Source organism: Devosia sp. P3_B2 (genome assembly GCF_056402875.1).
Genome location: NZ_JBFUGO010000002.1, coordinates 1 through 23,475 on the forward strand (window position 1 = coordinate 1; position 23,475 = coordinate 23,475).

At 64.4% G+C, this 23,475-nt stretch carries 22 protein-coding genes and 1 pseudogene; 12 read left to right on the plus strand and 11 right to left on the minus strand.

The genetic code is table 11. The features are described 5' to 3' along the window. From AC1DV8_RS02710 to AC1DV8_RS02725, 4 genes and pseudogenes are all read left to right on the plus strand, one after another. Positions 1–225, plus strand: a pseudogene (locus AC1DV8_RS02710) (sugar phosphate isomerase/epimerase); the annotation flags it as partial. 65 nt (positions 226–290) lie between these two features. Further along, the gene (locus tag AC1DV8_RS02715) at positions 291–1,292 is read left to right on the plus strand and encodes a substrate-binding domain-containing protein (RefSeq protein ID WP_477156385.1); all 1,002 of its coding nucleotides are present in this window, start codon (positions 291–293) and stop codon (positions 1,290–1,292) included. Between the two features lie 64 nt (positions 1,293–1,356). Beyond that, entirely contained in the window at positions 1,357–2,139 is a 783-nt protein-coding gene (locus AC1DV8_RS02720) for an ATP-binding cassette domain-containing protein (RefSeq protein WP_477148512.1), read from the plus strand. Beyond that, entirely contained in the window at positions 2,136–3,191 is a 1,056-nt protein-coding gene (locus AC1DV8_RS02725) for an ABC transporter permease (RefSeq protein ID WP_477156386.1), read from the plus strand. Before AC1DV8_RS02720 ends, AC1DV8_RS02725 begins: the two co-directional genes overlap by 4 nt. 72 nt (positions 3,192–3,263) lie before the next feature. Here the strand turns inward: AC1DV8_RS02725 and dgoD are convergent, their stop codons facing one another. The 3 genes from dgoD to AC1DV8_RS02740 form a co-directional block, all read right to left on the minus strand. After that, positions 3,264–4,439, minus strand: coding sequence for a galactonate dehydratase (gene dgoD, locus AC1DV8_RS02730; RefSeq protein WP_477156387.1), 1,176 nt, complete (start codon positions 4,437–4,439; stop codon positions 3,264–3,266). A gap of 94 nt (positions 4,440–4,533) precedes the next feature. Then, positions 4,534–5,685, minus strand: a complete 1,152-nt coding sequence (locus tag AC1DV8_RS02735; RefSeq protein ID WP_477156388.1) for a mandelate racemase/muconate lactonizing enzyme family protein — start codon at positions 5,683–5,685, stop codon at positions 4,534–4,536. Between the two features lie 51 nt (positions 5,686–5,736). Next, positions 5,737–6,438 carry a GntR family transcriptional regulator gene (locus tag AC1DV8_RS02740; protein ID WP_477148516.1) on the minus strand — a complete coding sequence of 234 codons (702 nt, stop codon included), beginning with the start codon at positions 6,436–6,438 and terminating at the stop codon, positions 5,737–5,739. A 196-nt stretch (positions 6,439–6,634) separates the two neighbouring features. Here AC1DV8_RS02740 and AC1DV8_RS02745 point away from each other — a divergent pair, with 196 nt between their 5' ends. Beyond that, on the plus strand, positions 6,635–8,113 hold the full coding sequence (locus AC1DV8_RS02745) for an ABC transporter substrate-binding protein (protein ID WP_477156389.1): 1,479 nt from the start codon (positions 6,635–6,637) through the stop codon (positions 8,111–8,113). A gap of 54 nt (positions 8,114–8,167) precedes the next feature. On the opposite strand, the gene AC1DV8_RS02750 is transcribed toward AC1DV8_RS02745, so the two are convergent. The 3 genes from AC1DV8_RS02750 to AC1DV8_RS02760 are packed head-to-tail and all read right to left on the minus strand — an operon-like array spanning position 8,168 to position 11,129. After that, complete coding sequence (locus AC1DV8_RS02750; protein WP_477156390.1) at positions 8,168–9,256, minus strand: ABC transporter ATP-binding protein; 1,089 nt, start codon at positions 9,254–9,256, stop codon at positions 8,168–8,170. Positions 9,257–9,285: 29 nt separating this feature from the next. Beyond that, a complete protein-coding gene (locus tag AC1DV8_RS02755) occupies positions 9,286–9,930 on the minus strand; it encodes a ThuA domain-containing protein (RefSeq protein WP_477148519.1) in 645 nt (214 codons plus the stop codon). After that, entirely contained in the window at positions 9,927–11,129 is a 1,203-nt protein-coding gene (locus AC1DV8_RS02760; protein ID WP_477148520.1) for an ROK family transcriptional regulator, read from the minus strand. Before AC1DV8_RS02760 ends, AC1DV8_RS02755 begins: the two co-directional genes overlap by 4 nt. A 319-nt stretch (positions 11,130–11,448) precedes the next feature. Here AC1DV8_RS02760 and AC1DV8_RS02765 point away from each other — a divergent pair, with 319 nt between their 5' ends. The 3 genes from AC1DV8_RS02765 to AC1DV8_RS02775 all read left to right on the plus strand — a co-directional run bounded on the left by AC1DV8_RS02765 (position 11,449) and on the right by AC1DV8_RS02775 (position 14,620). Continuing rightward, complete coding sequence (locus AC1DV8_RS02765; protein WP_477156391.1) at positions 11,449–12,705, plus strand: extracellular solute-binding protein; 1,257 nt, start codon at positions 11,449–11,451, stop codon at positions 12,703–12,705. Positions 12,706–12,908: 203 nt separating this feature from the next. Next, on the plus strand, positions 12,909–13,778 hold the full coding sequence (locus tag AC1DV8_RS02770) for a carbohydrate ABC transporter permease (protein WP_477156748.1): 870 nt from the start codon (positions 12,909–12,911) through the stop codon (positions 13,776–13,778). Further along, positions 13,778–14,620, plus strand: coding sequence for a carbohydrate ABC transporter permease (locus tag AC1DV8_RS02775; RefSeq protein ID WP_477148522.1), 843 nt, complete (start codon positions 13,778–13,780; stop codon positions 14,618–14,620). The genes AC1DV8_RS02770 and AC1DV8_RS02775 overlap by 1 nt, the downstream gene beginning before the upstream one ends. A gap of 43 nt (positions 14,621–14,663) precedes the next feature. Here AC1DV8_RS02775 and AC1DV8_RS02780 read toward each other — a convergent pair whose 3' ends face one another. Next, a complete protein-coding gene (locus tag AC1DV8_RS02780) occupies positions 14,664–15,563 on the minus strand; it encodes a GntR family transcriptional regulator (RefSeq protein WP_477156392.1) in 900 nt (299 codons plus the stop codon). 102 nt (positions 15,564–15,665) lie between these two features. Between AC1DV8_RS02780 and AC1DV8_RS02785 the strand changes: the two genes are divergently transcribed. The 4 genes from AC1DV8_RS02785 to AC1DV8_RS02800 all read left to right on the plus strand — a co-directional run bounded on the left by AC1DV8_RS02785 (position 15,666) and on the right by AC1DV8_RS02800 (position 19,575). Continuing rightward, positions 15,666–16,712, plus strand: coding sequence for an ABC transporter permease (locus AC1DV8_RS02785; RefSeq protein ID WP_477156393.1), 1,047 nt, complete (start codon positions 15,666–15,668; stop codon positions 16,710–16,712). Continuing rightward, positions 16,709–17,476: an ATP-binding cassette domain-containing protein gene (locus AC1DV8_RS02790; RefSeq protein ID WP_477148525.1), complete on the plus strand. Its 768-nt coding sequence runs from the start codon at positions 16,709–16,711 to the stop codon at positions 17,474–17,476. Before AC1DV8_RS02785 ends, AC1DV8_RS02790 begins: the two co-directional genes overlap by 4 nt. A gap of 68 nt (positions 17,477–17,544) precedes the next feature. Beyond that, complete coding sequence (locus tag AC1DV8_RS02795; protein WP_477148526.1) at positions 17,545–18,462, plus strand: sugar ABC transporter substrate-binding protein; 918 nt, start codon at positions 17,545–17,547, stop codon at positions 18,460–18,462. Positions 18,463–18,546: 84 nt separating this feature from the next. Further along, positions 18,547–19,575 carry a zinc-binding alcohol dehydrogenase family protein gene (locus AC1DV8_RS02800; RefSeq protein WP_477156394.1) on the plus strand — a complete coding sequence of 343 codons (1,029 nt, stop codon included), beginning with the start codon at positions 18,547–18,549 and terminating at the stop codon, positions 19,573–19,575. 36 nt (positions 19,576–19,611) lie between these two features. Here AC1DV8_RS02800 and AC1DV8_RS02805 read toward each other — a convergent pair whose 3' ends face one another. From AC1DV8_RS02805 to AC1DV8_RS02820, 4 genes are read right to left on the minus strand one after another with little or no spacing between them, the layout of a single operon-like run. Continuing rightward, positions 19,612–20,811 carry an ABC transporter permease gene (locus AC1DV8_RS02805; protein WP_477156395.1) on the minus strand — a complete coding sequence of 400 codons (1,200 nt, stop codon included), beginning with the start codon at positions 20,809–20,811 and terminating at the stop codon, positions 19,612–19,614. Further along, positions 20,798–21,493 (minus strand): ABC transporter ATP-binding protein, encoded by a 696-nt coding sequence (locus tag AC1DV8_RS02810; RefSeq protein ID WP_477156396.1) that lies wholly within the window; start codon positions 21,491–21,493, stop codon positions 20,798–20,800. Before AC1DV8_RS02810 ends, AC1DV8_RS02805 begins: the two co-directional genes overlap by 14 nt. Beyond that, positions 21,490–22,965, minus strand: a complete 1,476-nt coding sequence (locus AC1DV8_RS02815) for an efflux RND transporter periplasmic adaptor subunit (RefSeq protein ID WP_477156397.1) — start codon at positions 22,963–22,965, stop codon at positions 21,490–21,492. The genes AC1DV8_RS02810 and AC1DV8_RS02815 overlap by 4 nt, the downstream gene beginning before the upstream one ends. Then, positions 22,962–23,450, minus strand: a complete 489-nt coding sequence (locus AC1DV8_RS02820) for a hypothetical protein (RefSeq protein ID WP_477156398.1) — start codon at positions 23,448–23,450, stop codon at positions 22,962–22,964. The genes AC1DV8_RS02815 and AC1DV8_RS02820 overlap by 4 nt, the downstream gene beginning before the upstream one ends. Between the last annotated feature and the right edge of the window lie 25 nt (positions 23,451–23,475).

Below are 23,475 nucleotides of genomic sequence, written 5' to 3' on the forward strand. Positions count from 1 at the left end.
TTCGGCGACAGCAACTGGACCGACATCATCTCCGAGCTGCGGCTCGCCGGCTGGACCGGCTCGATCGACATCGAAGGCTGGCATGACCCGGTCTATCGCGACGCGCTTGAAATGACCGGACAGGTCAGGGCGCTCAACTATCTCAAGCACAGCCGCGGCGGCGATTTCGTGAATCTGGCGGCGAACTACGAGGGCGGAGATCCCTCGCTTCGACGCGCCAGCTGATGAGTGGTGCCGGCGGGGGAGCCGGCACGCAAAACCGTGCACAGCACGAAAGGGAGGACGTGACTATGACTAGGATTGTTCTGAAGACACTGACCGCAGCAGCCTTTGCAACGGTCACCATCGCCAGCCTGACGAGCGTCGCCATGGCGGAAACGCTGCGCGACAACTGGTGCAGCGACGTCAAGATCCGGTTCTTTGCCGGTGGCGCCGAGGGCGATGCGTTTGCATCGATCGTCTACAACGGCGCCGTCCAGGCGGCTAAGGATACGGGCGCTCAGGTCGACTACGTGTTCTCGGGCTGGAGCTCGGAAAAGATGATCCAGCAGCTCCGCGAGGCCATCGGCGCTGCCCCGAACGGCATCGCCATGATGGGCCACCCGGGCAATGCCGCGATCATGCCGCTGGCCGAAGAAGCTTCCGCCGCGGGCATCAAGATGATGTACCAGAACGTGCCGGTCGACGAGGTCACCGCAAAGTTCGGCGGCGGCTATGTCGGGGCCCAGCAGAAGCCGCAGGGCAAGGCCCTGGGTGAGGAAGCCATCCGCCGCTTCGGCCTCAAGGCCGGCGATGTTGCCATCGTGATGAGCGACTGGTCGCAGATCGAACGCGCCGAACGCGAACTCGGAACACTCGAGGCATTCGAGGCGGCTGGGTTGAAGGTCGTGAAGCTGCAAAGTCCGGAAGGCCTGGGCACGGATCCAAACGTGGGCATTCCAGTCATCACGGCGGCTGTCACGGCCAACCCCGATGTGAAGATCATCGCCTATCCGGGTGGCCAGCCGCTCGGTAACGCCGCCACCTACATGCAGGCGGCAGGCAAGAATGCCGGCGACATCATCAACATCGGCTTCGACACCAGCCCGCAGATCGTCGAGGCGTTCAAGGACGGCTGGGTGCAGTTGACCTCGGACCAGCAGCCGTTCCTGCAGGGCTACATGCCGATCCTGTCGCTCTGCCAGCAGGTCGTCTACGGCCTCGGCTCAATCAATGTGGATACCGGTGCCGGCTTCGTGACCCCCGACAATTACGGAGCTGTTGCGGACCTGGCCAAGGAAGGTCTTCGCTAAGGGCTCCCGGCGGCGGGGTCCGGTTCCGGCCGGGCCCCGGCCCATCATTTGCAGCGAGGGCATCGTGCAAAATCGCATTATCGAGCTCAAGGACATCAAGAAGTCCTATGGGCAGGTCTACGCCCTTGGCGGAGTTGACCTTCACGTGGACCAGGGCGAGGTCGTCGGCCTCGTCGGCGACAATGGCGCGGGCAAGTCCACTCTCATCAAAATCCTTGCAGGCGCGGTTCGACCGACGACGGGCGAGATCCTCGTGCGCGGCGAGCCGGTTTCGAACTGGAACGCGGCACGCTCGCGCGAGGCGGGCATCGAGACGGTGTTCCAGGACCGCGCGCTGGCCGTGCAGCAGACCATCATCTGGAACGTCTTCATGGGCCGCGAACTGGTGGGCCCGCTTGGCTTTCTCAAGGTCCGCAAGCAGCGCGAAGAGGCCGAGCGCCTGATGCGCGAGATCGGCTTCACCTCGAAGGTCTTCGGCCCGAGTTCCATTGTTGGCCAGTTGTCCGGTGGCGAGCGCCAGGGCGTGGCCATCGCCCGGGCAATGTACAACCAAAGCGACCTGATCATCCTGGACGAGCCGACGACGGCGCTCTCGCTCACCGAGACGGCCAAGGTTTTCCATTTCGTCCGGCAGGCCCGGGCAGCGGGCCGCTCGATCCTGTTCATCGGCCACAACATCCACCACGTGTTCGACATTTCCGATCGCTTCGTCGTGCTCGATCGTGGACGCGTGGCGCTGCAGGCCACCAAGGCCGAACTCGGCTCGGCGGAAGCCCTTGTCCGCTTCATGGAAGAGCTTGCCCATCCGGGTGGCGCCGGCGTTGAGTCCACAGGAGGGACAGTATGACTGATACAGCCAACCGTGACGGTCAGTCGCTGGCCAAAGCCCTCGATGCGGACAAGGTCCGTCGCGTTGCAGAGGGCAAGCACGCCGACCGGTCCAGAGTTCGCCGCTTCCTGATCGACCACCGGCCGGCCATCGGTTCGTTCGTCGTGCTGGTGGTCATGCTTGCCTGCTTCTTCGTGGGCAACCCGGAAGTGTTCTCGCAGTGGAACATGTACCGCGCCGTCCTCATCGGCCTGCCCGTCGTCCTCTTCGTCGTGGTGCCGCTAGTCTACGTGGTGACAGTGGGCGAAATCGACCTCTCCTTCCCGGCGACCATCGGCATGGCCGGGTGGGTTTTCGCGTTGGTGGTGCAGGCTGGGTACGATCCGTTTCTTGGCATCATCGCGGCCGTGCTGACGGGCCTTTTCCTGGGGCTCTGCGTTGGCTGGCTCGTTGTCTATTGCAACCTCTCCTCGCTCATCGCCACGCTGGGCATGAATTTCATGCTGCGGGGGCTGATCCAGATCAACACCGAGGGCAAGTCGATCGCCCTGGTGGGCCTGCCCAAGACCCTGACCTTCCAGATCTTCGGCGGCCAGTTCTTCGGCGTTCCCGTGCAGGTGCTCTGGGCCCTGCTGTTCGTGGTGATCTGCTCGCTCATCTACAACAGGCACCGCTTCGGCGTGCATGTGCACATGGTTGGCGACAACCCTGATGCAGCGCAGCAGATGGGCATCAACATCAAGCTGGTGCGGCTGAAGACTTTCGCGTTCGTCGGCCTTGGCGCTGCGCTCGCGGGCGTCGCCGCCGTGATGATCAACTACACGTGGTGGCCGACTTCCGGCGACGGGTATCTGCTCCCTGCACTGGCCTCGGTGTTCGTCGGTGGCACGGCGCCATGGGGCGGCATCGGCACGATTATCGGCAGCGCCATCGGCAGCTTCACGGTGTCGTTCATCCAGTCAGGAGTCGTGGGTGCCGGACTGTCGGGCTTCTACGTGCAGTTCTTCTACGGACTGATCATCATCCTCTCGCTGCTCGGTCATCGCTGGAACCAGGTGAGGTACCGGTAGCCCGGGGCGATGATGCGCCAGGTATGCAGGAGGGGCGGTGTCCCGCCTTGCATACCTGGCATCTGATCAAACTCACCAATTGGCGATGCGGCCATCCGCGAGGACGGATTCGGTAGCGGGTATGATCTCCTGCGCGAACGGGCGGCGCGCGGCAGCCTTCTCGTCGATTTCGATGCCGAGGCCCGGACCCTCCGGTATGGCCCATGCGCCATCGACGAGGTTCAGCGGGTAGGTCGAGCAGATTTCCTCGAACCACGGCACGATGCCGACCGCCTCTTCCTGGATGACGAAGTTGGTCGTGGCAGCGTCGAACTGCAGTGCAACGGCGCCGGCCACCGGGCCCATCGGGTTGTGGGGGCAGACGCCCATATGCGCTGCCTCGGCAATGGCCGCGATCTTGCGTCCGCCGGTGAAACCGATGCAGTGCGCAAGGTCCGGCTGAATGTATGCGACTGCCCGGGTGTGGGCGACCTCGGCGAACTCGCGTGGCGTGAATAGCCGTTCACCGGTCGCCAGTGGGCAGTCGACGCGGCGCGCGATGTCGGCCATCCCGGCGGTGTCGTCCGGCTGGATCACTTCCTCGCAGAACAGCGGCTTGATCGGCTCGATCGCCTTGATGTAGGCGATCGCCGCATCCAGCGAGTCCGGCCGGCCATGGAAGTCGGTCATGATTTCAACGCCGTCACCAACCCGTTCACGCACCGCCGAGGCGAGCTTTTCGACATGCCTGACAGCGGGGAGGGGGGCGTCGTAGCCGGTGTAGGGGACGAAGCCGAGCTTGATGGCGTTGTAGCCCATCTCCACCGTCTCCTGCACCGCGTCGCAGAAGCGGCTGATATCGGTGTTCGGGACGCGCGCCGTGGAGTCGCCGCGCTTGAGGTGGGTATAGACGCGGACGCTGTCCCGCACCCTGCCGCCGAGCAACTGCCACACGGGCACACCCAGCGCCTTGCCCTTGATGTCCCACAGCGCGTGCTCGATGCCCGAGACGGCGGTGAGGCCGATCGAGCCCAGCGGCCAGAAGCTGAAGCGCGTCATAGTGTTGACCAGATGCTCTATCCGCATCGGATCCTGGCCGATGAGAAACGGTGACAGGTCTTCGATCGTGCCTTTCACCGCCCGGGTCTTCCACTCCAGGGTCGCTTCGCCCCAGCCCCAGAGGCCCGGCTGGTCGGTCAGCACTTTGACGAAGATCCAGTTGCGGTGCACGGCGTTGACGACGACGGTCTCGATGCCGGTGATCTTCATATCGGTCCCTCCCCAGGACGCTGCATCGATCCCGGTCGATGCTTGCTTGGCTCGCCTCGGGCCGAAGTGCCGTGCGAAGCTTGTTGGTCCGCTGTCAGGCCAGCTCGATCTTGTTCGCTTCGAGATAGTCCCGGTCGAGTTCGATGCCGAGTCCGGGCACGCGCGGCAGCTTGAGGGCGCCGTTCGAGTTGTCGAGCCGGGTGTGCATGAGCTCGTTGTATCCGGACAGATCCCAGCGCGAGGTCTCGAGCCGGTAGAAGTTCGGGACCGTCATCATAACGTGCGCGCCGGCCAGCACATTGATCGGGCCACCGGCGTCGTGCGGCGAGATCGGGACGTAGAAGGCCTCGGCCAGCGTCGCGATCTTCTTCATCTCGGTGATGCCACCGGTCCAGGTGACGTCGGGCATGATGTAGTCGGCGAGCTTGTTTTCGAGGATCGCCACGAAGTCCCACTTGGTATGGGCCCGCTCGCCCACCGAGATCGCCGCGTTCACCTTCTCGCGCACCTGCTGCAGCGCCCCATAGCTCTCAGGTGGCACCGGCTCCTCGAACCAGTCGATCTGGCCGGCTTCCTCGAGCGAGCGGCAGAGCCGGATCGCGGTCGGCACGTCGAAGCGGCCATGCGCATCGATCAGGATCTCGATCTCGGGCCCGGCGGTCTTGCGGATCAACGCGGTGAGGTCGGCCGCCTTGCGTTCGTCGGCGCGAGTCATCATGCCGTCGAGATAGCCGTCGCGCTGCTCGTTGCCCCCACGCTGGTGAGGGTACGGGTCGAACTTCAACGCTTTGTGGCCCGACTTCACGATGTCAGTGATCTCGGCCACCACAGCTTCGTCGGAGGTGAACTTGCTCTGGTCGGGGTGGGTGTAGAGCGAGATCTCGTCGCGCACCGCGCCGCCCAGCAGTTCGTAGATCGGCAGTCCGAGCACCTTGCCGCGGATGTCCCAGAGCGCGATGTCGATGGCGCTCACGCATTCGCAGGCGGCGCCGCGGCTGCCCATGTAGGTGAAGCTGCGGAACAGCTTGTGCCACAGTCGCTCGATCTTGCTGGGGTCCTCACCGGCGATCTGCCCGCCGATCTGCCGGAGGATGGCGCACAGTGCCCGGTTGGCGATCTTGGTGGTCGAGGTGATCTCGCCCCAGCCGGAAATGCCCTCGTCGGTCGTCACTTCGACGAACAGGTACTCGCCCCAATACGAGGTGCTGGCCTTGACCAGCCAGGGCTGGACGCCCGTGATCTTCATTATCGTTCCCTCAAAAACCTGTGCATGCCCCTCGCATGCGAAGAATTGGCCTCAGCCGGCGCGCGCCGAGGTGGCCGCCCGCATCTGCTCGAGAACATGGCGGCCCGCGCCATCCACATGCAGGGCGATCAAGTCCGCGGCTCTCGCGGCGTCACCTTCCTTGACCAGCCTGATGAGCTCGCGGTGATCGCGGATCACCTGGGCGCGGCGGGAAAGGGTGAAGCTGTAGCGCCGTCCCAAGGCGCGCAGTACCTCGCGGTGCTTCCACCAGAGCTCGGCAGCGAGGTGGTTATAGTGGCGCTCATACATGACCGTATGAAACTGCGTATCGAGCTCGCTGTGCAGGATCGGGTCGGCGAAGTTGTTGGCCTCGATGAGGTGCTGGATGCGTTCCAGTTCCGCGATATCGGCGGGGGTGGCCATATCCACGAACCATCGAACCATCGAGGGCTCGATCAGCACGCCGATCTCGTAGACGTCCCGCACGAAGTCCTGGTCGATCGGGCGGACGCGCGCGCTCTTGTTGTGGACGATCAGCACGAAGCCTTGCGAGCGCAGCAGCTGCAGCGCCTCTCGCACCGCATTTGCCGGTGATTTGTGCCGTTCCGACAGCTCCGCCACCACCAGCCGCGAGTTGGCTTCCAGGCGGCCGGAGATGATGTCATCGCGGATCAGTCCGTAGACCAGAGCCCCTTCTTCCGACACGCCGGTCGGGTCGATGCCAACGGGGGGGCGGGCCTTGAACTCTCTCATCAATGTCGATCCGTGCGTTCGGTAGCGGCTCAGCTTTGCCGGTTTCTTGCCAAATTTCTAGAGAGATGGGTGAAATTTTGCAAAATCCTTGTTGCCTGTCCCAAAAACGAGGCGTTAATTGCGTAGCCGGCAGGTTGCCGGACAGTCATTCTCGATCTGCGCGAGGGGCGCAGGCCGCGGGTGGAGGAGGAAATTCATGTCAGAACACGGAATTGGCCGCGCGCTTGCGCACGGCGTGGCAGCGGCTGGCCTGGCGGCAAGCCTTATCTCGACGGCCTTCGCCGGGGGAATCGACATCAGCAAATGGTCGCCGGAATACGTGCGATCGATCGCAGGCACCGAGACGTTCGATACCGTCGGTCACTGCAACTCGGTCACCCCGACCGACTACAAGGGCAAGCTGACCTTCTGGTACCAGGGCATCTTCGAGGCCGATCCGCAGATCATGCGCGACAACTACCGCGATTTCTTCGCGGCGTTCCGCGCCACATACCCCAACATCGAGCTTACCGAGCAGGGCATCACCTATAACGAGCTGCTCGACAAGTTCCGCACCGCGCTCCTCGGCAACTCTGCTCCAATGGCGATCCGCCTGCAGATCCTGGGCGGCACCGAGTTTGCGGCCAAGGGCTATCTCGAAGAGCTGAAGCCCGAAGACGTGGGCTACAAGCCAGAAGACTTCTGGCCCGGCGCGATGAAGGCGGTAACCTGGGACGGCAAGGTCTACGGCATTCCCACCAACAACGAGACGATGGCGTTCATCTGGAACGCCGACATCTTCAAGCGCGCGGGCCTAGATCCGGAGAACCCGCCTGCCACGTGGGACGACGTGGTCGCCTATTCCAAGCAGATCCACGACAAGCTCGGCATCGCCGGCTACGGTCTCGTCGCCAAGCAGAACGCCGGCAATACGCCCTATCGCTACATGCCGCAGCTCTGGGGCTATGGCGGCGGTGTCTTCGACGAAGCCGACCCCAACCCCACCTACGGCGAAGTCCGCCTCGACAGCCCGGCCTCCATCCGCTCGCTGCAGGCCTCCTATGACATGTACGTCAAGGACAAGTCGGTGCCCGTTTCGGCGCTCACCAACACCCAGGGTGAAAACCAGGCGCCGTTCATCTCCGGCCAGCTCGGGATGATGATCTCGCACCCGTCCGAGTACGCCAAGATGGTCGAACTCGCCGGCAAAGCGACCGGCAGCGACGTGGCGGTGGCCCAGAACGTGCTCGACAACATGCGCTACGGCCTGATCCCCACCGGGCCCGATGGCAAGCGCGCCGTGGTGTTCGGCGGCTCCAACATCCACATCGTCAAATCCCAATACGTCGAGGGCGGCAAGGTCGATGAGCCTGCGGCCAAGGCGTTGATCTGCATGTGGACCAGTCCCGAGTGGTCGCTGAAGCTGGCCTGGGCGGGGTCAAATCCGGGCAACGTCAACGGCTTCAAGACGCAGTGGATGAAGGAACGCCTCGACACCATCAAGTTCCTCGACGTCACGACCTCGATGCTGCCCAACGGCATCCCGTTCCCGGCCCTGCCGGAGGCGCCTGAGATCATGAACATCATTGTTCCGGACATGATGCAAAATGCTCTCACCGGCACCATGACCGTCGAGGCGGCCGCAAAGGACGCTGCGGAGAAGGTCCGAAAGCTGCACGGTGGTGGCGGTCTCTAAGCCATCAAGATGCAGGGCCGGACGAGACGCTCGGCCCTGCAACTATTCAGGTGGCTACAGCCGCAACCCTGCCTTGTCGAAGGCCATTGCTGCGCCGGGTTCGATGCCCACCTCAATCAGCGCACCGCTGCTGATGCGGGAGTGGCCCTTCTGCTGGATCGTTACCTTGGTCTGGTCGTCCTTACCCGCCGCATAGACGTAGGAGACGCCGCCCAACTGCTCGACCACCTGAGCCTTGGCCGTCAGCGTCGGCCCGCCGAGGCCAACGTCGGCGAAATGCTCAGGCCGAATGCCGACGCTGATCGCGTCGCCCACCGCACCACCGCCGCCGCGTCGCCTTACCTTGAGGGCAGGGGCATCGAACGCGGTTAGCGAGACGGTCAGCTCCTGCCCGTCGATGGCCGCTATGGTCCCATCTAGGAAGTTCATCCGCGGCGATCCGATAAAACCGGCCACGAAGGTGTTGTCGGGGTTGTCATAGAGCTCGATCGGGCTTCCCTGCTGTTCCACCCGGCCGGCGCGCAGCACGACGATCCTGTCCGCCAGGGTCATGGCCTCGACCTGGTCGTGGGTCACATAGACCATGGTGGCGCCGAGCTGCTGGTGCAGCTTGGCGATTTCGATGCGCATCTGCACCCGGAGCTCTGCGTCGAGGTTGCTGAGCGGCTCGTCGAAGAGGAAGGCCTTTGGCTGCCGAACGATGGCGCGGCCGATGGCGACGCGCTGGCGCTGGCCGCCCGAGAGCTGGCGCGGTTTGCGCTCGAGAAGCTCGGTAAGTTCAAGGACGCGGGCGGCTTCATTTACCCGCGTCGAGACCTGGTCCCTGGGCGTGCCCCCCATGCGCAGCCCGAAGCCGAGGTTTTCCTCGACCGTCATGTGCGGGTAGAGCGCATAGGACTGAAAGACCATGGCGACGCCGCGCTCGGAAGGATCGTAGTCGGTGACGTCTTCGCCGCCGATCAGGACCTGTCCGGCAGTCGGTTCCTCGAGTCCGGAGATGGTGCGCAACAGCGTGGATTTCCCGCAGCCTGATGGGCCGACGAAGACGACGAACTCGCCGTTGCCGATGTCGAGACTGACATCGTGAATCACCTGTACTGCGCCGAAGCTCTTGTTGATGCTCCGCAGCTGAAGTTCAGCCATCGTCTCCTCCTTGCGATGGTTAGCGTGGTTCAGCGCGCGGCCCAGAGGGCCCCGCGCTCGAAGATCGTCCGCATCTGCGGGACCTGGAATTCGTCCGCCACATGGCCCAGCGACGAATAGAAGACGCGGCCTTTGCCGTAGCGGCGCTTCCAGACCACTGGCATCACCACTCCGTCGATCTCGTCGAAATGCTCGCCGGAGAACGTGGTGGTGGCGAGCACTTCGACGCTCGGGTCGAAGTGCATGTAGTACTGCTCCGAGCGGTAGGGGAAATCGCCGACGCCGGTCATGATCGGGTCGTCTGACTTCGCAACGTTCACGACGTAGTCGATGATGTTGCCCGGGTGCGCCACCCACTGTCCGCCGGTCATGAACTGATAGTCGGGCTCGTTGCGGAAGCTGTCGCACATGAGGCCATGGAAGCCAGCGAGGCCGGTGCCGCTGCGTACCGCAGCGAGGAGGTTGGTGAGTTCCTCGCGCTCGATCCGCGACATGGTGATGGCCGGAACGATCAGGTCGTACTGGCTGAGGGACTCGTCGGCAAAAGCCTCGGTGGTGGGTTCTATGTCGACGGCAAAGCCATGTGATTCAAGCATCGAGCCAACGAGGCGCGAACTCTGCTCAGGCGTGTGCCCATCCCATCCTCCCCACACGATCAGCGCAGACTTCGTCATTTTCTTTCCTCCTGATAGGCAGATGTCCATGGGGCGCTATAGATGTCCCGCAGCATGAGGGCGGCAGCGCCGCGCGCCCAAAGCTGGTCGTCGAGCGTGTGAAAGATGAGCTGCGTCGTTGCGAGATGCGCACGGAAGCTATTGGCCGCGACGGCTGTCTCGAGCGCCGGCGCAACGAGTTCGCCATAACGCGAGGACGCGAACGCGACGATGATCTTCTCGGGGTTAATGAGGTTGACGACGTAGGAAATTCCGAGGCCGAGCCGTGCACCCTGTGCGTCGATCACCGACTGTGCCGCCTCGACGCCGGCATCGCTCGCCTCGGCCAGCGCCCCCATGATGTCCGTCCGCGCCAGCGGTCTATCGAGGAAACCTTCGCCGAGTCGCGCAGCCGCCTCTCGCCGCATGGCGGCATCGCTCACATAGGCGTTCAGGCAGTCGACCTGACCGCATTCGCAGGGCTGGCCAGCGCCGCCCACCTTGATATGGCCAAACGTCGGGCCGAGCGTGCTGGCGCCGCGGTGCAGATCGGATTCGATCCACAGGCCCAGGCTCGCCGTCTGGTCGAGGGAGATGACTGCGAAGGTTCGTTCGGCTTGCGCATAGCCGAACCAGCTTTCGGCCAGCGCCAGCAGATTTGCGGGCTTTTCAAGCTTCACCGGCAATCCGGTGCGCTCGCTGAGCAGCGACCCAATGGGGATTTCACGCTCGCCGAAAACCGAACTCGAGTAGCTCTTGCCTGAGCGCGGATCGACCAGTCCCGGCACGCCGATGCCGATGCCCTTGATCCGGCTGCGATCGATGCCCGACTTGTTGACGCAGTCGGTGAGCGCATCCTCGATGATGTCAGTGATCACGTCTGCCGGCTGGCGGGCCATTCGGATCGGCAGCTGCGACGAGGCGACGAGCTCACCGCGGAAGTCGACCAGCGTTACGGTGGTGACGCTCTCCGAAATCTTGATACCGAGAACATAGGCAGCATCAGGCACGAGGCCGAGCAGCACGCGCGGCCGGCCTCGCTGCGCCTCGTTGTGCGGTTGGGTGTGGATGGCGTCGATCAAGCCTTCTTCGATCAGTGCGCCGGTGATCGCCGACACCGTGGTGCCGCTCAGCAGCGTGCGTTCGGAGATCTCGACGCGCGAAATCTGTCCATGGCACCGGATGGTCTCCAGCACATGGTACTTGTTGATCTCACGCATCAGCAGCGGGTCTGCGATTTTGACGACCAGGTGACTCTCCAACGGCGAAAGTGAATTAGTGCGCATACCATATCAAAATGTCTGGCGAAATGCACGATTTGCTGGCGGAGAGGCGTCCAGACATGCCGTGTTTCCAAATTATCTCAATCAGTTAGCTGCCGCATTCACCGCGCCCGCTCATTTCTGAGGTACGTTCCTCTTGCGCCTTTAATAAGGGATGCGTAGAAAGTAGCAAGTGGTGATGGCGGGAACGCCTCACTGCCGCGGCTCGAAAAGACCGATGAGGGTAGGGGCCGCCGCGAGGACAGGAGGAGAAACCATGAAGCGTATTGCGCTTGCCGCGATGCTGGCTATGGCCGCCATTTTGCCAGCTCAGGCCCAGACCGTCGTCAAACACTTGCACATCACATCCATCCCGGCCGAGGTGGAGCTGATGAACCAGATCGCAGCCGACTTCATGGCTGCCAATCCGGACATCAAGGTCGAGCTCCCGTTCCTCGAGAACGAAGCGTTCAAGGCCAAGCTGACCACACTGTTGCAGTCGGCCGATGCGCCCGACGTGTTCCACTCGTGGGGCGGCGGCGTGTTCTACGAGCAGGCCAAGGCCGGCTTCCTGCGCCCGGTCGAGGACGTGCTGTCCCAGGAGGCCAAGGACAATCAGGGCCAGGCCGGTGTTTCCGCTTTCACCGCGCCCGATGGCCACATTTACGGCGTCGCGCGCGATGTGAGCGAGGTCGTGCTCTGGTACAACAAGCCCCTGTTCGCGCAGGCCGGCGTCGATCCCGCCAGCATGCAGACCTGGGAGGGTTTCCTCGCCGGGGTGCAGAAGTTCAAGGATGCCGGCATCACTCCGATTGCCGTCGGCGCCAAGGACAAGTGGCCGGCCCACTTCTGGTGGTCCAAGCTCGTCGTCCGGCTGGCCGGCAAGGACGGCTTCGAGGCAGCTGCCCGTGGTGAGGGCGACGGCTTTGCCGGCGAGGATTTCGTCAAGGCCGGCGATTACTTCCTGCAGTTGGCCCAGCTCGACCCCTGGCAGCAGGGGTTCCTCGCCGCCAGCTATGGCGACGCCTCCGGCCTGTTCGGCGACGGCAAGGCTGCGATGCACCTCATGGGTGACTGGGACTACGGCGCCATGAAGGACAACTCGGCGAACAAGCAGGGCATTCCGGACGACCAGCTCGGCATCCTGCCTTTCCCGACCATCGACGGCGGCAAGGGTGATCCCACCGACACACTTGGCGGTCTGGGCGGCATCCTCTTCTCGAAGAACGCCTCGGACGCCGCGGTGAAGTGGGTGGAGTACTTCAACTCCGCCGAAGTGCAGAAGAAATACGCCGAAGCCGCCTACTACATCCCGATCGCCAAGGGCGCCGCCGATGGCATGACCAACCCCTTCAAGGTGCAGATCGCCAAAGACATCGGCAGCGCCCATTGGCATGCCCTGTTCTTCGATCAGGCCCTGGGCCCGAATGTGGGCGGTGTGGTCAACGACGTCTCGGCCGAGCTCGCCGGCAACTCGATCAGCGCCCAGGAAGCGGCTGAGTTGATCAAGGAAGCCGTGGACGAGTCGCTCTAGGCCGCAGGCCTTTTCCGGCGGGCGGCCMGCGCCGCCCGCCGGTTTCCGGCTCGCCCCGCGCGAGCTTCAGATCGAATGCGCCGCCGGCGTTTGTCTCCTCGCCTTGGACCACAAGGCGGACTTCGAGGGAGGATCATCCAGTGACCAGCATAGCCGACGCGGCGACCTCGACCGTGCCCGTAGTGCAACGTCGCCGTCGCTACATGGAACGCAAGAGCCTCGTGCCGCTGCTATTGTTCCTGCCGCCGGCGCTCATCCTCTTCACGCTGTTCGTCGTGCTGCCGATGGTGGACGCGGCGACCTTCTCGTTCTTCGACTGGAACGGCTACGGGCCGATCACCGACTTCGTCGGTTTCGATAACTACGCCGACGTGCTCAAGCATCGGAACTTCGGCACTGCGGTCCGCAACAGCCTGATCGTCGTTGCGGTTTCGCTGCTGGTCCAACTGCCGCTTGCCATGTGGTGCGCCATCGCGCTGGCGGAGCGCGCCGTCAGCATCAACGTGATGCGCACACTGTTCTTCCTGCCCTTCATGCTGGCCGAGGTTGCCGCGGGGCTCATCTGGAAGTTCGTTTACGACGGCAATTACGGCCTGCTGCCGGCCATCGGCAACGCCATTGGCGTCGAGATGCCGTTCGTGCTCGGCGACAAGACCTGGGTCATCCCGGCCATCATGCTGGTGATCACCTGGAAGTATTTCGGCTTCCACATGATGATCTATATCGCCGGGCTGCAGTCCATTCCGTCCGAGGTCATCGAGGCGGCGCGGCTGGACGGCGTCAAGCGCTGGCAGATCGTGCGGCACATCAAGATCCCGATGATCCGCTCGGCCATCGTTATCTCGGTGTTCTTCGCCGTTACCGGTGCGCTGCAGCTGTTCGACCTGATCATTCCGCTGTCGAACGGCGGCCCATCGCACTCCAGCCACACCATCGTGACGTTCCTCTACCAGTTCGGCATCCTGCGCATGAAGCTCGGGTTCGGGGGCGCGGTGAGCGTGCTGCTGTTCATTGCCTGCGTGGTCGTGGCGCTCGCCTATCGTCGCATTCTCTTCAAGGTGGAGCAGAACTGATGGCCGCCGCAAACCGGAAACGCCGCCCCGTCATCTCCGCGGTCCAGTGGATCTCGCTGCTGGTCGTCGCGGCCTTCGTGATCGTGCCGTTCTACACCACCGCGTTGGGCGGCTTCAAAGAGATCGGGGAGCTCCGGGTAAACCCGTTCGGCCTGCCGGCGAGCTGGGATCCGGTGCGCTTCGTCGAGATTCTCGGCGGTCCGCGCTACTTCTCGTCGCTGTGGAACTCGTTCCTGATCGCAGCCGGCACGGTGGTGCTCTCAACGCTCGTGGCCTCGATGACGGCCTTCGCGCTGGCCCACATCAAGTTCTTCGGCCGCAAGTTCGTCATGGGCTATCTGATGCTGGGCCTGCTGTTTCCGTCGGCGACCGGCATCCTGCCGCTGTTCATCAAGATGCGCGACCTGGGGATGCTCGACAGCCACTGGGGCATCATCACCGTGCAGGTGGCTTTCAGCGTCTCCTTTGCCGTGCTGCTCTTTCATAACTTCTTCAAGGAACTGCCCAAGGAGCTGATCGACGCGGCTCGCATGGACAATTGCGGCTATATCCGCATCTACTGGTACGTCACGCTGCCGCTGTGCCTGCCGATCATCGCAACGGTGAGCGTCTTCAATTTCGTGAGCAGCTGGAACAGCTTCCTTCTGCCGCTGATCGTCCTCAACTCCGAGGACAAGTACACCTGGCCGCTCGGCATCATGCAGTTCCAGGGCCAATTCGGCTCGGATTGGCCGCGCATCCTCGCTTTCCTCACGCTGTCCATCATGCCGGCAATCGCCTTCTTCCTGCTGGCGCAGCGCTACGTCATCTCGGGCCTGACCGGTGGGGCCGTGAAGGGCTGACTTCTCCGTCTAGCGGGCAATTCCAGCCCGCTGGCCGCCAGCACTAGGCCGTCGCCGCGTCGGAGGTCGAACGGATCAAGGTCTGTTTGGCTGAGGTCATGTGGGTGCGGCAGGCGGAGACAATGGTCGCGCGCGACCGGCTCAGCAGCGCGTCAATGTAGTTGAGGTGCTCGCGGATGGCGACCTCGTTGCGCTCGCGCTCGTCCTTCTTGTTCCACTGATAGTGGTAGTGAAAGATCAGCGTGATGATGTCGTAGAACCCATCGATGAAGCGGTTGGGAAGGGCCGCGTTGACCAGGCGATGGAACCGGCTGTCGAGACTGGAGAAGTCGTGGAAGCGGGTGTCGATTTCTCCAAGCAGCGCAACATGCTCCTCACGCAGCTGCCGCAGCTCGCGCCATAGCGGCGAGGCCTCCGGTAGCCCGGCGAAGGCTTTTGCCGAACGCAGCTCGAACATTTCTCGTATCTCGAACAGCTCCAGCGCAAAGCCGCCGGTGAACCCCTGCAGAACCCAACCGCCGCTCGGCCGCCGCTCGATCAGGCCGAAGCGCTGAAAGCTGTTCAGGAACTCCCGGATGACCGTGGTGGCGACGCCGAACTGCCGCGCCAGCTCGAGCTCGTTGATCAACGATCCGGGCCTCGCATCGCCGCGTACCATCCACTCCATGAACTGCTTTTCGACCTGGACGGAGGTGGGAACAGTTTCAGCCTCGGGAAACGGGGAGGCCTGGCGCCCCACCCTGCGGACGAAGCGTAGTCGTCCAGTGCCGCGCACCATCCCCTGATCGCCCAGCGCGGCGAGGACCTTGCGCACCGTTGTACGGCTGACCCCAAGCCTGGCGGCCAGCACCGGCTCCGAAGGGACGGGATCGCCTTCCCTCAGCTCGGCCATCAACACCAGGGCGTCGTTGAACGTGCGCTTGAACAGAGTATCGGTCTTCACGTTCCTCAGTCCCCTGCAGTTGTTCTGCAACCTATAAAAAACAATTTGACGATTTCTGTAAATGGAAGTTTTTTGTACATAATGAACATACGGGAGGGGACTGTGCTCGTGGAAGAGGGGCCGCGCGCAGATACGGCTGAGGTACGTGCCCGGTCGGCGGCTGAAGGTTCAGCTCTCGCCATCGCGCTGAAGCTGCTGGGTTTTGGCCCGGTGCTTATTCTTGCGGTTCTCGTGGTTGTCATCAGCTTGGCGACCCCCAACTTCCTGAAGCCGGTGAACATTGGGAACATCGTTGCCCAGACCGCCGTAATCGCGATCGTCGCCATCGGGCAGCATCTCGTCGTCCTCACACGCGGTATCGATCTTTCGGTGGGCGCCAACCTCGCGCTGGCAACGGTGATCGGCGGGCTCGCTTTCCGAGTTGCCGACTCTGCGCCCTTGGTCATGGCGGCGATGCTTCTGAGCGGGGCGCTCGTGGGGGCCGTGAATGGGCTCGTCTATGTCTTCGGCCGGCTGCCCCATCCCTTCATCATTACCCTGGCGACGCTGAGCATCGCGCGTGGCCTCGCGCTGGAACTGGCGATCGGCCACACCACCATGCGCGGCATGCCGGCGGCGATCGCGGCGATCGGCGGCGGCTCGACCCTGGGCATCCCCAATTCCTTCTTTGTGGTCCTCGGCGTCGCTGCTGCCGCACTCTTCATAGCCCGGGCCATGGTCTGGGGGCGCTGGATCTACGCGGTGGGCGGCAAGCCCGAAGCGGCCGTGCAGATGGGCATCCCGGTCAAATGGGTGCTCGTCTCTGTCTATGTCATCTCGGGTCTATGCGCGGGTATCGGCGCCATAGTTCTTGCCGGCCGTACCGAGGCGGGCTCGCCGCTTTACGGCAACCTGCTCGAGCTCGACACCATCGCGGCAGTGATCATTGGAGGCGCGAGTTTTCTCGGAGGACGCGGCCATATCGGTCACGCCCTTGTCGGCGCGGTGATGATCGGCGTCATCCGCAACGCCCTCAACCTGCTCAATGTCGACGTGTTCTTCCAGATGATCGCAATCGGGGCGATCATCGTGGTGGCGGTCGAGGCGGACGTGCTGCGCAATCACCTGGAAGCGCGGGTGCGCGTCATGCAGTCGGGGAGGGCGTCATGAGCGCCGCCACGTCCGCCTCGCCGGTTCTTTCCGTGAACCATGCCGAGAAACGCTTCGGCGCCGTGCACGCACTCAAGAGCGTGAGCATCGAGGCCTACCGCGGCGAAGTGCTGGCGCTCCTCGGCGACAACGGGGCGGGCAAGTCCACCCTGGTGAAATGCATCAGCGGTGTGCACGCGCTGGATGGGGGCGCGATCCTGCTCGATGGCGAGCCGACAGCGATCCGCAACCCGGCGGCGGCCCGCCGGGCGGGCATCGAGACCGTCTACCAGGACCTCGCGCTGTTCGACAACCTGACCCCGGCGCAGAACTTCTACTGCGGACGGGAACTCTCGTTCCCGAGCTGGCTGCCGCGCGGCCTGAGGCTCCTGAGCACGCGGGAGATGGATCGCCAGGCGGCGTCGGTGATCGACCGGCTCAAGGTGCGGCTGCCGAGGTTCGACGCGCCGGTAGCGCTCATGTCCGGTGGCCAGCGCCAGGCGATCGCGGTGGCAAGGGCGACGGTGTTCGCCCGCAAGGTCGTGATCCTCGACGAGCCGACCGCCGCGCTCGGCCTCAGGGAAGCGCGCAAGGTTCTCGACCTGATCGCGCAACTCCGCGACGAGGGTAACGCCGTGATCCTCATCACCCACAACATGGAACATGTCATCGAGCTTGCCGACCGCGCCGTCGTGCTGCGGCAGGGGCGCAAGGTCGGGGAGCTCAAGCCCAGCAAAGCCAATCAGCACGAACTGGTCTCACTCATCGTCGGAGCCGAGGCCTAGGGGATCGATCCGAGGGGATCGAGTGGAGGGAGCGCTTCAACCGAGGCGGTCCGAAGGGAGGAAGACCAATGAAGCTCAAACTACTACTGGGAGGATTGGCGATCGCTGCCGCGACCTGCGGACCGGTCGCAGCGGCGGATAACGTGAAGATCGGGTTCATCACCAAGTTCCCGGTGCCGTTCTTCGCCACCATGGAGAATGCAGCCAAGGCCTACGCCGAGGCCAATCCAGGCGTCGAGATCATCTACGGCCAAGGAACATCGGCCACCGACATCGAGGGCCAGATCGCCCAGATCGAGTCGATGGTGACGCAGGGCGTGCAGGGCATCGCCCTGACCCCAGTCGATCCCACGGTGGCACCGGCGCTCGACAAGGCCATCGCTCAGGGCGTGAAGATTGTTCTGATGGACAACAACATCCCGGACTGGAAGGGCCGCACGTCGCTTGCCACCACCGACAACTACGCCGCGGGCGTGATCGCCGGCCAGTACCTGAAGACAGTGCTCAAGAACGGCGACACACTGGGCATCCTGGAGGGCGTTCCCGGGGTCCCGGCCCTGGACGATCGTGTCAACGGCATGCTCGAGGGCCTCAAGGGCGTCGAGGTCAATATCGTCGGGCGTGGCGGCACCAACTGCACGGAAGAACTGGGGATCAACGTGGCCCAGGATCTGCTGACCGCCAATCCGGATCTGAAGGCGATTTATGCTGCCTGCGGCCCTCCAGCCGCAGGAGCCGCGCAGGCAATCAAGAACGCCGGCATCGCAAGCGACGCGATCGTGCTGGTGGGCTTCGACTTCTGCTGCGGAGAGGCGGAAGCCCTGACGGCGGATATCGAGGACGCCACGGTCGCGCAGTTCCCGACCAAGATGGCCGAACTCGGCGTCGATGCCCTCGTCAAGGCTATCCGCGGCGGTGAGGTCCCATCCCTCATCGACTCGGGTGCGGCACTGGTAACCAAGGACAACATGGCCCAGTTCCAGTGACCCGCGGCGAGGGTCGGAACCTGGTTCTCCCCAGTTCCGACCCTCGCTGTTCCAGCCGATCTTCTACAAACGGAAGCAGTTGATATGCAGGCGCTGGTCTGTCGCGAACCCGGAGTGCTGGAGCTCGAGAGCCGGCCGGCGCCGCCGCGCGGCGAGGAGGACGTGCTGGTTCGACCGCTCAGGGTCGGCATTTGCGGCACGGACTATCACATCTACGAAGGCAAGCACCCGTTTCTCGCGTATCCGCGGGTCATGGGACACGAACTCGCGGTGGAGGTGCTGGAGGCGCCGCCGGGGTCGGGTTTTCGCGCCGGCCAAGTCTGCGTCGTCAATCCATACCTTTCGTGCGGCATCTGTGTCGCCTGCCGGGCCGGCAAGCCCAATTGCTGCGTGCGCATCTCGGTGCTTGGCGTCCACCGGGACGGCGGAATGGCGTCGCTGCTATCGCTGCCGGCGGCTAACCTGATTGCTACCGAAGGGTTGAGCATCGATGCCTGTGCGGCGGTCGAGTTCCTGGCCATCGGCGCACATGCCGTCCGTCGTTCGGGAGCGAAGGCCGGTCAGCGTGGATTGGTGATTGGGGCTGGTCCGATCGGCCTCGGTCTCAGCCTGTTCTCGGCAATCTCGGGTGTCGCTGTCACAGTCATGGACCTCGATCCTTCACGGCTGGCAGTAGCACGGGAGATCGCCGGCGCATCACCGCTCCAGGGAGGGGAGGGGGTACTCGAGGCAGCGGCATCGCTGACCGCCGGGGAAGGCTACGACCTTGTCTTCGACGCCACCGGGAACGCGGCCTCGATGCAAAAGGGCTTCGACTTCGTCGCCCATGGCGGGACCTACGTGCTGGTCAGCGTGGTCCGGGAGACCATCACATTTGCGGACCCGGACTTTCACCGCAAGGAAATGTCTCTCCTGGGCAGCCGCAACGCCACGTCGGAGGATTTCGAGCGGGTCATGCATGCCATTCGGAACGGTCGGATACCGGTCGAGCGGTTGATCACCCATCGGACGACGCTCGCAGACGCAGCCCGCAACATCCCGACCTGGGCAACGCAGAAGCAAGGGCTGATCAAGGGAGTAATCGAGATGGATGGGGTGAGTTCGGAAACGTGAGAGCTCGATGGCTTGGCCTCAACGTCCGCTCTGGTGCTAACCCGCGCTCAGCGCCTCGGTCGGGGCAAGGCGGGCGGCTCGGATGGCGGGGTAGAGGCCGGCGATGCCGCCGATGAGCAGCGTTGCGCCGATGCCGCCGGCGGCGACCCAGAGGGGGATGTCGACTGGCCAGCCTTGTAGCTGCGCATAGCCAACCGTCACCAGCCAGCCGATCACGATGCCGCTGCCGCCGCCGAGCAGCGCCAGCAGCAGCGCCTCGCCGAAGAACTGGATGCGGATGTGACCCCGCGTTGCCCCCTGCGAGCGCCGGAGGCCAATCTCGGCACGCCGCTCGAGCACGGAGATCACCATCGTGTTGGCGACACCAATGCCACCGACGAGCAGCGCCACGGCGCCGAGGCCGAGGAGAAGGCCGGTGAAAGCGATGTCCGCCGCGGCTTCTGCTGCGAGGGCATCGGAAGGGCGAGACACGTCGACTTCGTTCGGCTGCTCGGGATTGGCGGTGCTCGCGAGGAGATCGTGTACCGCCTCGACTGCTGCAGGGTCGGTACGAACATACAGGGTGGTAATGTCGCCCTCGAAGTCGAGGTAACGCTCACCGGCCGGCCAGCCGATCAGCGCGCAAAGGTCAAGTGACGGCACGAGCGACACCGGCTCGAGGATCCCGACCACGGTGAACCAGCGGCCGCCGAGCCAGATCGGCTGGCCGATAAGATTGTTGCCGATGCCGAGGCGCGTGGCAGCGCGGGCCCCGAGGACAACGGTCGGGTACTCTGCAGTAGCCTCGTTGAGCCACGCACCACCGGCGATCCGTGCGCCAACCGTCTCGAGCAGGTCGAGGCGGGCGGCAAACACGGCCATCCCGCCTGACTGCGTCTCGGGGATGCGGTCGCTCCGATAGACCTTTGCATCCGCAAGTTGACCGATGGCGCTCACGGCCTCGACCTCAGCGATGCGTCCGATCATCGCAATCGACTCCGATGGCATCGTCGCGGCTTCGCCGAACATCGAGGTGCCCGGGCCGGCGCTCAGGAGATTGGTGCCAAGCTCCGAAAGCAGCTGGTTCAACTGGGCGCGGCTCGAGGTGGAGATTCCGACCACCGCGATCATCGCTGCGATGCCGATGGCGATACCAAGCGCCGAGAGCACGACCCGGAGCGGTCGAGCCCGCAGCCCGTACACTGCGAGCCGCACGACATCGGGGGCCAGCAGCCTTGCCGGCTCAACAGTGGTCACGTCGCACCCGGTTTCGGTCGTCGACCAATTGCCCGTCATGAATCGATGCCTGCCGGTCGAAGCGCGCCGCGAGCTCACGGTCATGGGTGATCACGATCACTGCGGTGCCCTCCCCGTGCAGATCAAGCAGCAACTGCACCACACCGTCACCCGAGGCGCTGTCGAGCGCGCCCGTCGGCTCGTCGGCAAGCAGCAGCATCGGGCGGCGCACCAGCGCGCGTGCGATTGCCGTCCGCTGCTTTTCCCCTCCGGACAGCTGGTGGGGGCGATGGCCGAGCCGATGACCGAGGCCGACCTGGCGCAAGGCCGCCTCTGCCCGCTCGCGACGCTCGCTCAGCCCAACGCCGGTGTAGAGGAGGCCGTCCGCGACATTGTCGAGCGCCGAAACGCCGGATGACAGGTGGAAGTGTTGGAACACGAAGCCGATACGGCGCGCACGCAATGCAGACAGGTCGTCGTCTCCGTGCTCTGACACATCGAGCCCGTCGATCTCGACCTGGCCCGCGCTAGCACGGTCGAGCGTGCCGATGATGTTGAGCATCGTCGACTTGCCCGAGCCTGAGGGACCGACAATGGCGACAAGCTCGCCGCGGCCGATCTCGAGGCTGACATCGCGCAGGGCGAAGACGCCGCCGGCGAATGCCCGCGAGACGTTGCGCAGCGAGACGATGGGGTCCTTCATCCGGGCACTCCAACCCGCATGCCTTCGGCGATGCCCTCTCCGGTCACCTCGACCCTCCCGGCCGCGAAGAGTCCGGTATCGACGGGGACGAGGGCGCTGGCTCTATCGGTCACCAGTTCGATGGCAAAGCCGCCTTCCGGACGCGCGAGGAGCGCTGCGATCGGCACCGAGAGCACATCGTTGCGGCTGTCGCTCACGAACTCGACGTCGACAGAGGCAACTTCGAGCCCGCCGAGCGCGGCCTGATCGGCGATCGCGATGGTCACCTCGATGGCACCGTCCGTCACCACCGACCCGACCTCGGAGATAATCCCGTCGACCTCGGTGTCGTCGGGCAACGTCACGGTGACGGCCCGGCCGACGGCAGCCAGCGCCTGGTCACCCACCGCGAGCGGGACGGCAACCAGCTTCTCGGTGCTGGAATAGGTGACGAGGGAGCCGCGGTCGGCTGAGGACTCGATCAGTGTCTCGCCGATGCCGGCGGTGTGCGCGGCGATGTGCACGGGACCTTCGGCGACCACCAGTTGGCCGGGGTCCACGGTGCCGGTGACAGGAAGACCGGCCGACTTCTGCCACGCGCGAACCCGCTCGGGGAGCGCTCCCGTATAGCCCAGGGCTGCGAGATTTTCAGCAAGCTGCTCGACGTCGGCATTGTCAGATGCACGGGCGACGAGCGCCGCAAGTTCGCTTTGCAGATCGTCGCGCTTCACTTTGGTTTCGGCGATGGCCACGCGGGCTGTCACCGCATCGAGGCCGGCGGTGGCGAGGTCCCTGCGAAGCGTGCGAATGGCTGCGTCGAAGCTGGCGCGGGCGGTGGCGAATTCGGCTTCGGCGGTCGCGATTTCCGCGGTGGGTGCAAGCTCCGCGGCGGAAAGTTCGCGGATGCGACCGAGCTTGGCCTCCGCGGCGCTGACGGCCCCGGCGAGCTGGATGAACTCGGGCGTGGCGGGGGTGGACGAGAGGGCGTCTTGAAGCCGTGTGTCGACGTCCGCCGCACGAGCCTCGGCGTCGGCGAGCCGCGCTTCTTCGAGGCGGAGGGTCAGCTCGGCCGCCTCGACTGCCATCTTGCCCTCTTCAAGTTCGACCCAGACAGGAGAGGGGGTGTCCGGGTCGAAACGGAGCGTCCGATGCTGGGGCGCCGAGCCGTAAAAGAGGATCGCGGGCTGGCCGTCGAGCGCGTAGAGCGGCTTGCCCCGCTCGATGCTCGAGCCGACGGGCGCGATCCAGGTGACCATGGCGGAGGCACCGGCGAGACTGGGCCGCAGCGAGCTTAGATCGCCATAGCCCAGGGTGCCGGTCACGGTCTTGGTGTCGAGGAGCGTTCCGCGCATTACTTCAGCCGTCGCAGCCGGAACTGCCGAGGGTGCTGCAGATGGTGGCGGCTGCTGCGTCCACAAGAGGCCGGTGACCGCGACGGCACCGGCGGCGAGAACCACCACGCCGCCGGTGAGTATGGCACGGGCGCGCATCATCCCCCGATAATGATCCGGGCGCCGCCGGCAGCGTCGCGGCAAGCTTCCATCGCGGCCTTGAGCCGAGGATCGTCCGGACCGGCGCTGACGCCTTTGGGGTCGATCCGCCCTTCGGAGTCCGGATCGGGGAAGTCCGGCAGGCCGTTCTCCCGCACGCATTGGGACAGTTTCAGCAGAGCGTCGAGATCCGCCGGTGTGATGCCTTGATCGCGAAGACCTTCGGGAGCGAGATCGCGACAGGCGGCCGCCGCGGCCTTGAAGCGCGGTGCACTTTCCGGGTTGATCAGGAACCGCATGTTTCCGTCGGCGGTCGGGTCGGGAAATTCGGCATAGCCGTTGTCGCGCATGCATTGGGAATAGGCGAGCGCCACATCCTCGCGGTCAGCCGGCGGCTGCTGCGCCGCAGTGGCCGCAGAGGTTGCGATGGCCGCGACCGTGAGGCCCGCGCGCAGGATGAGAAGGAGTCTTGGGGCAATCATCGTCACGTCTCCGTCTTGGGGAGTGACGAGA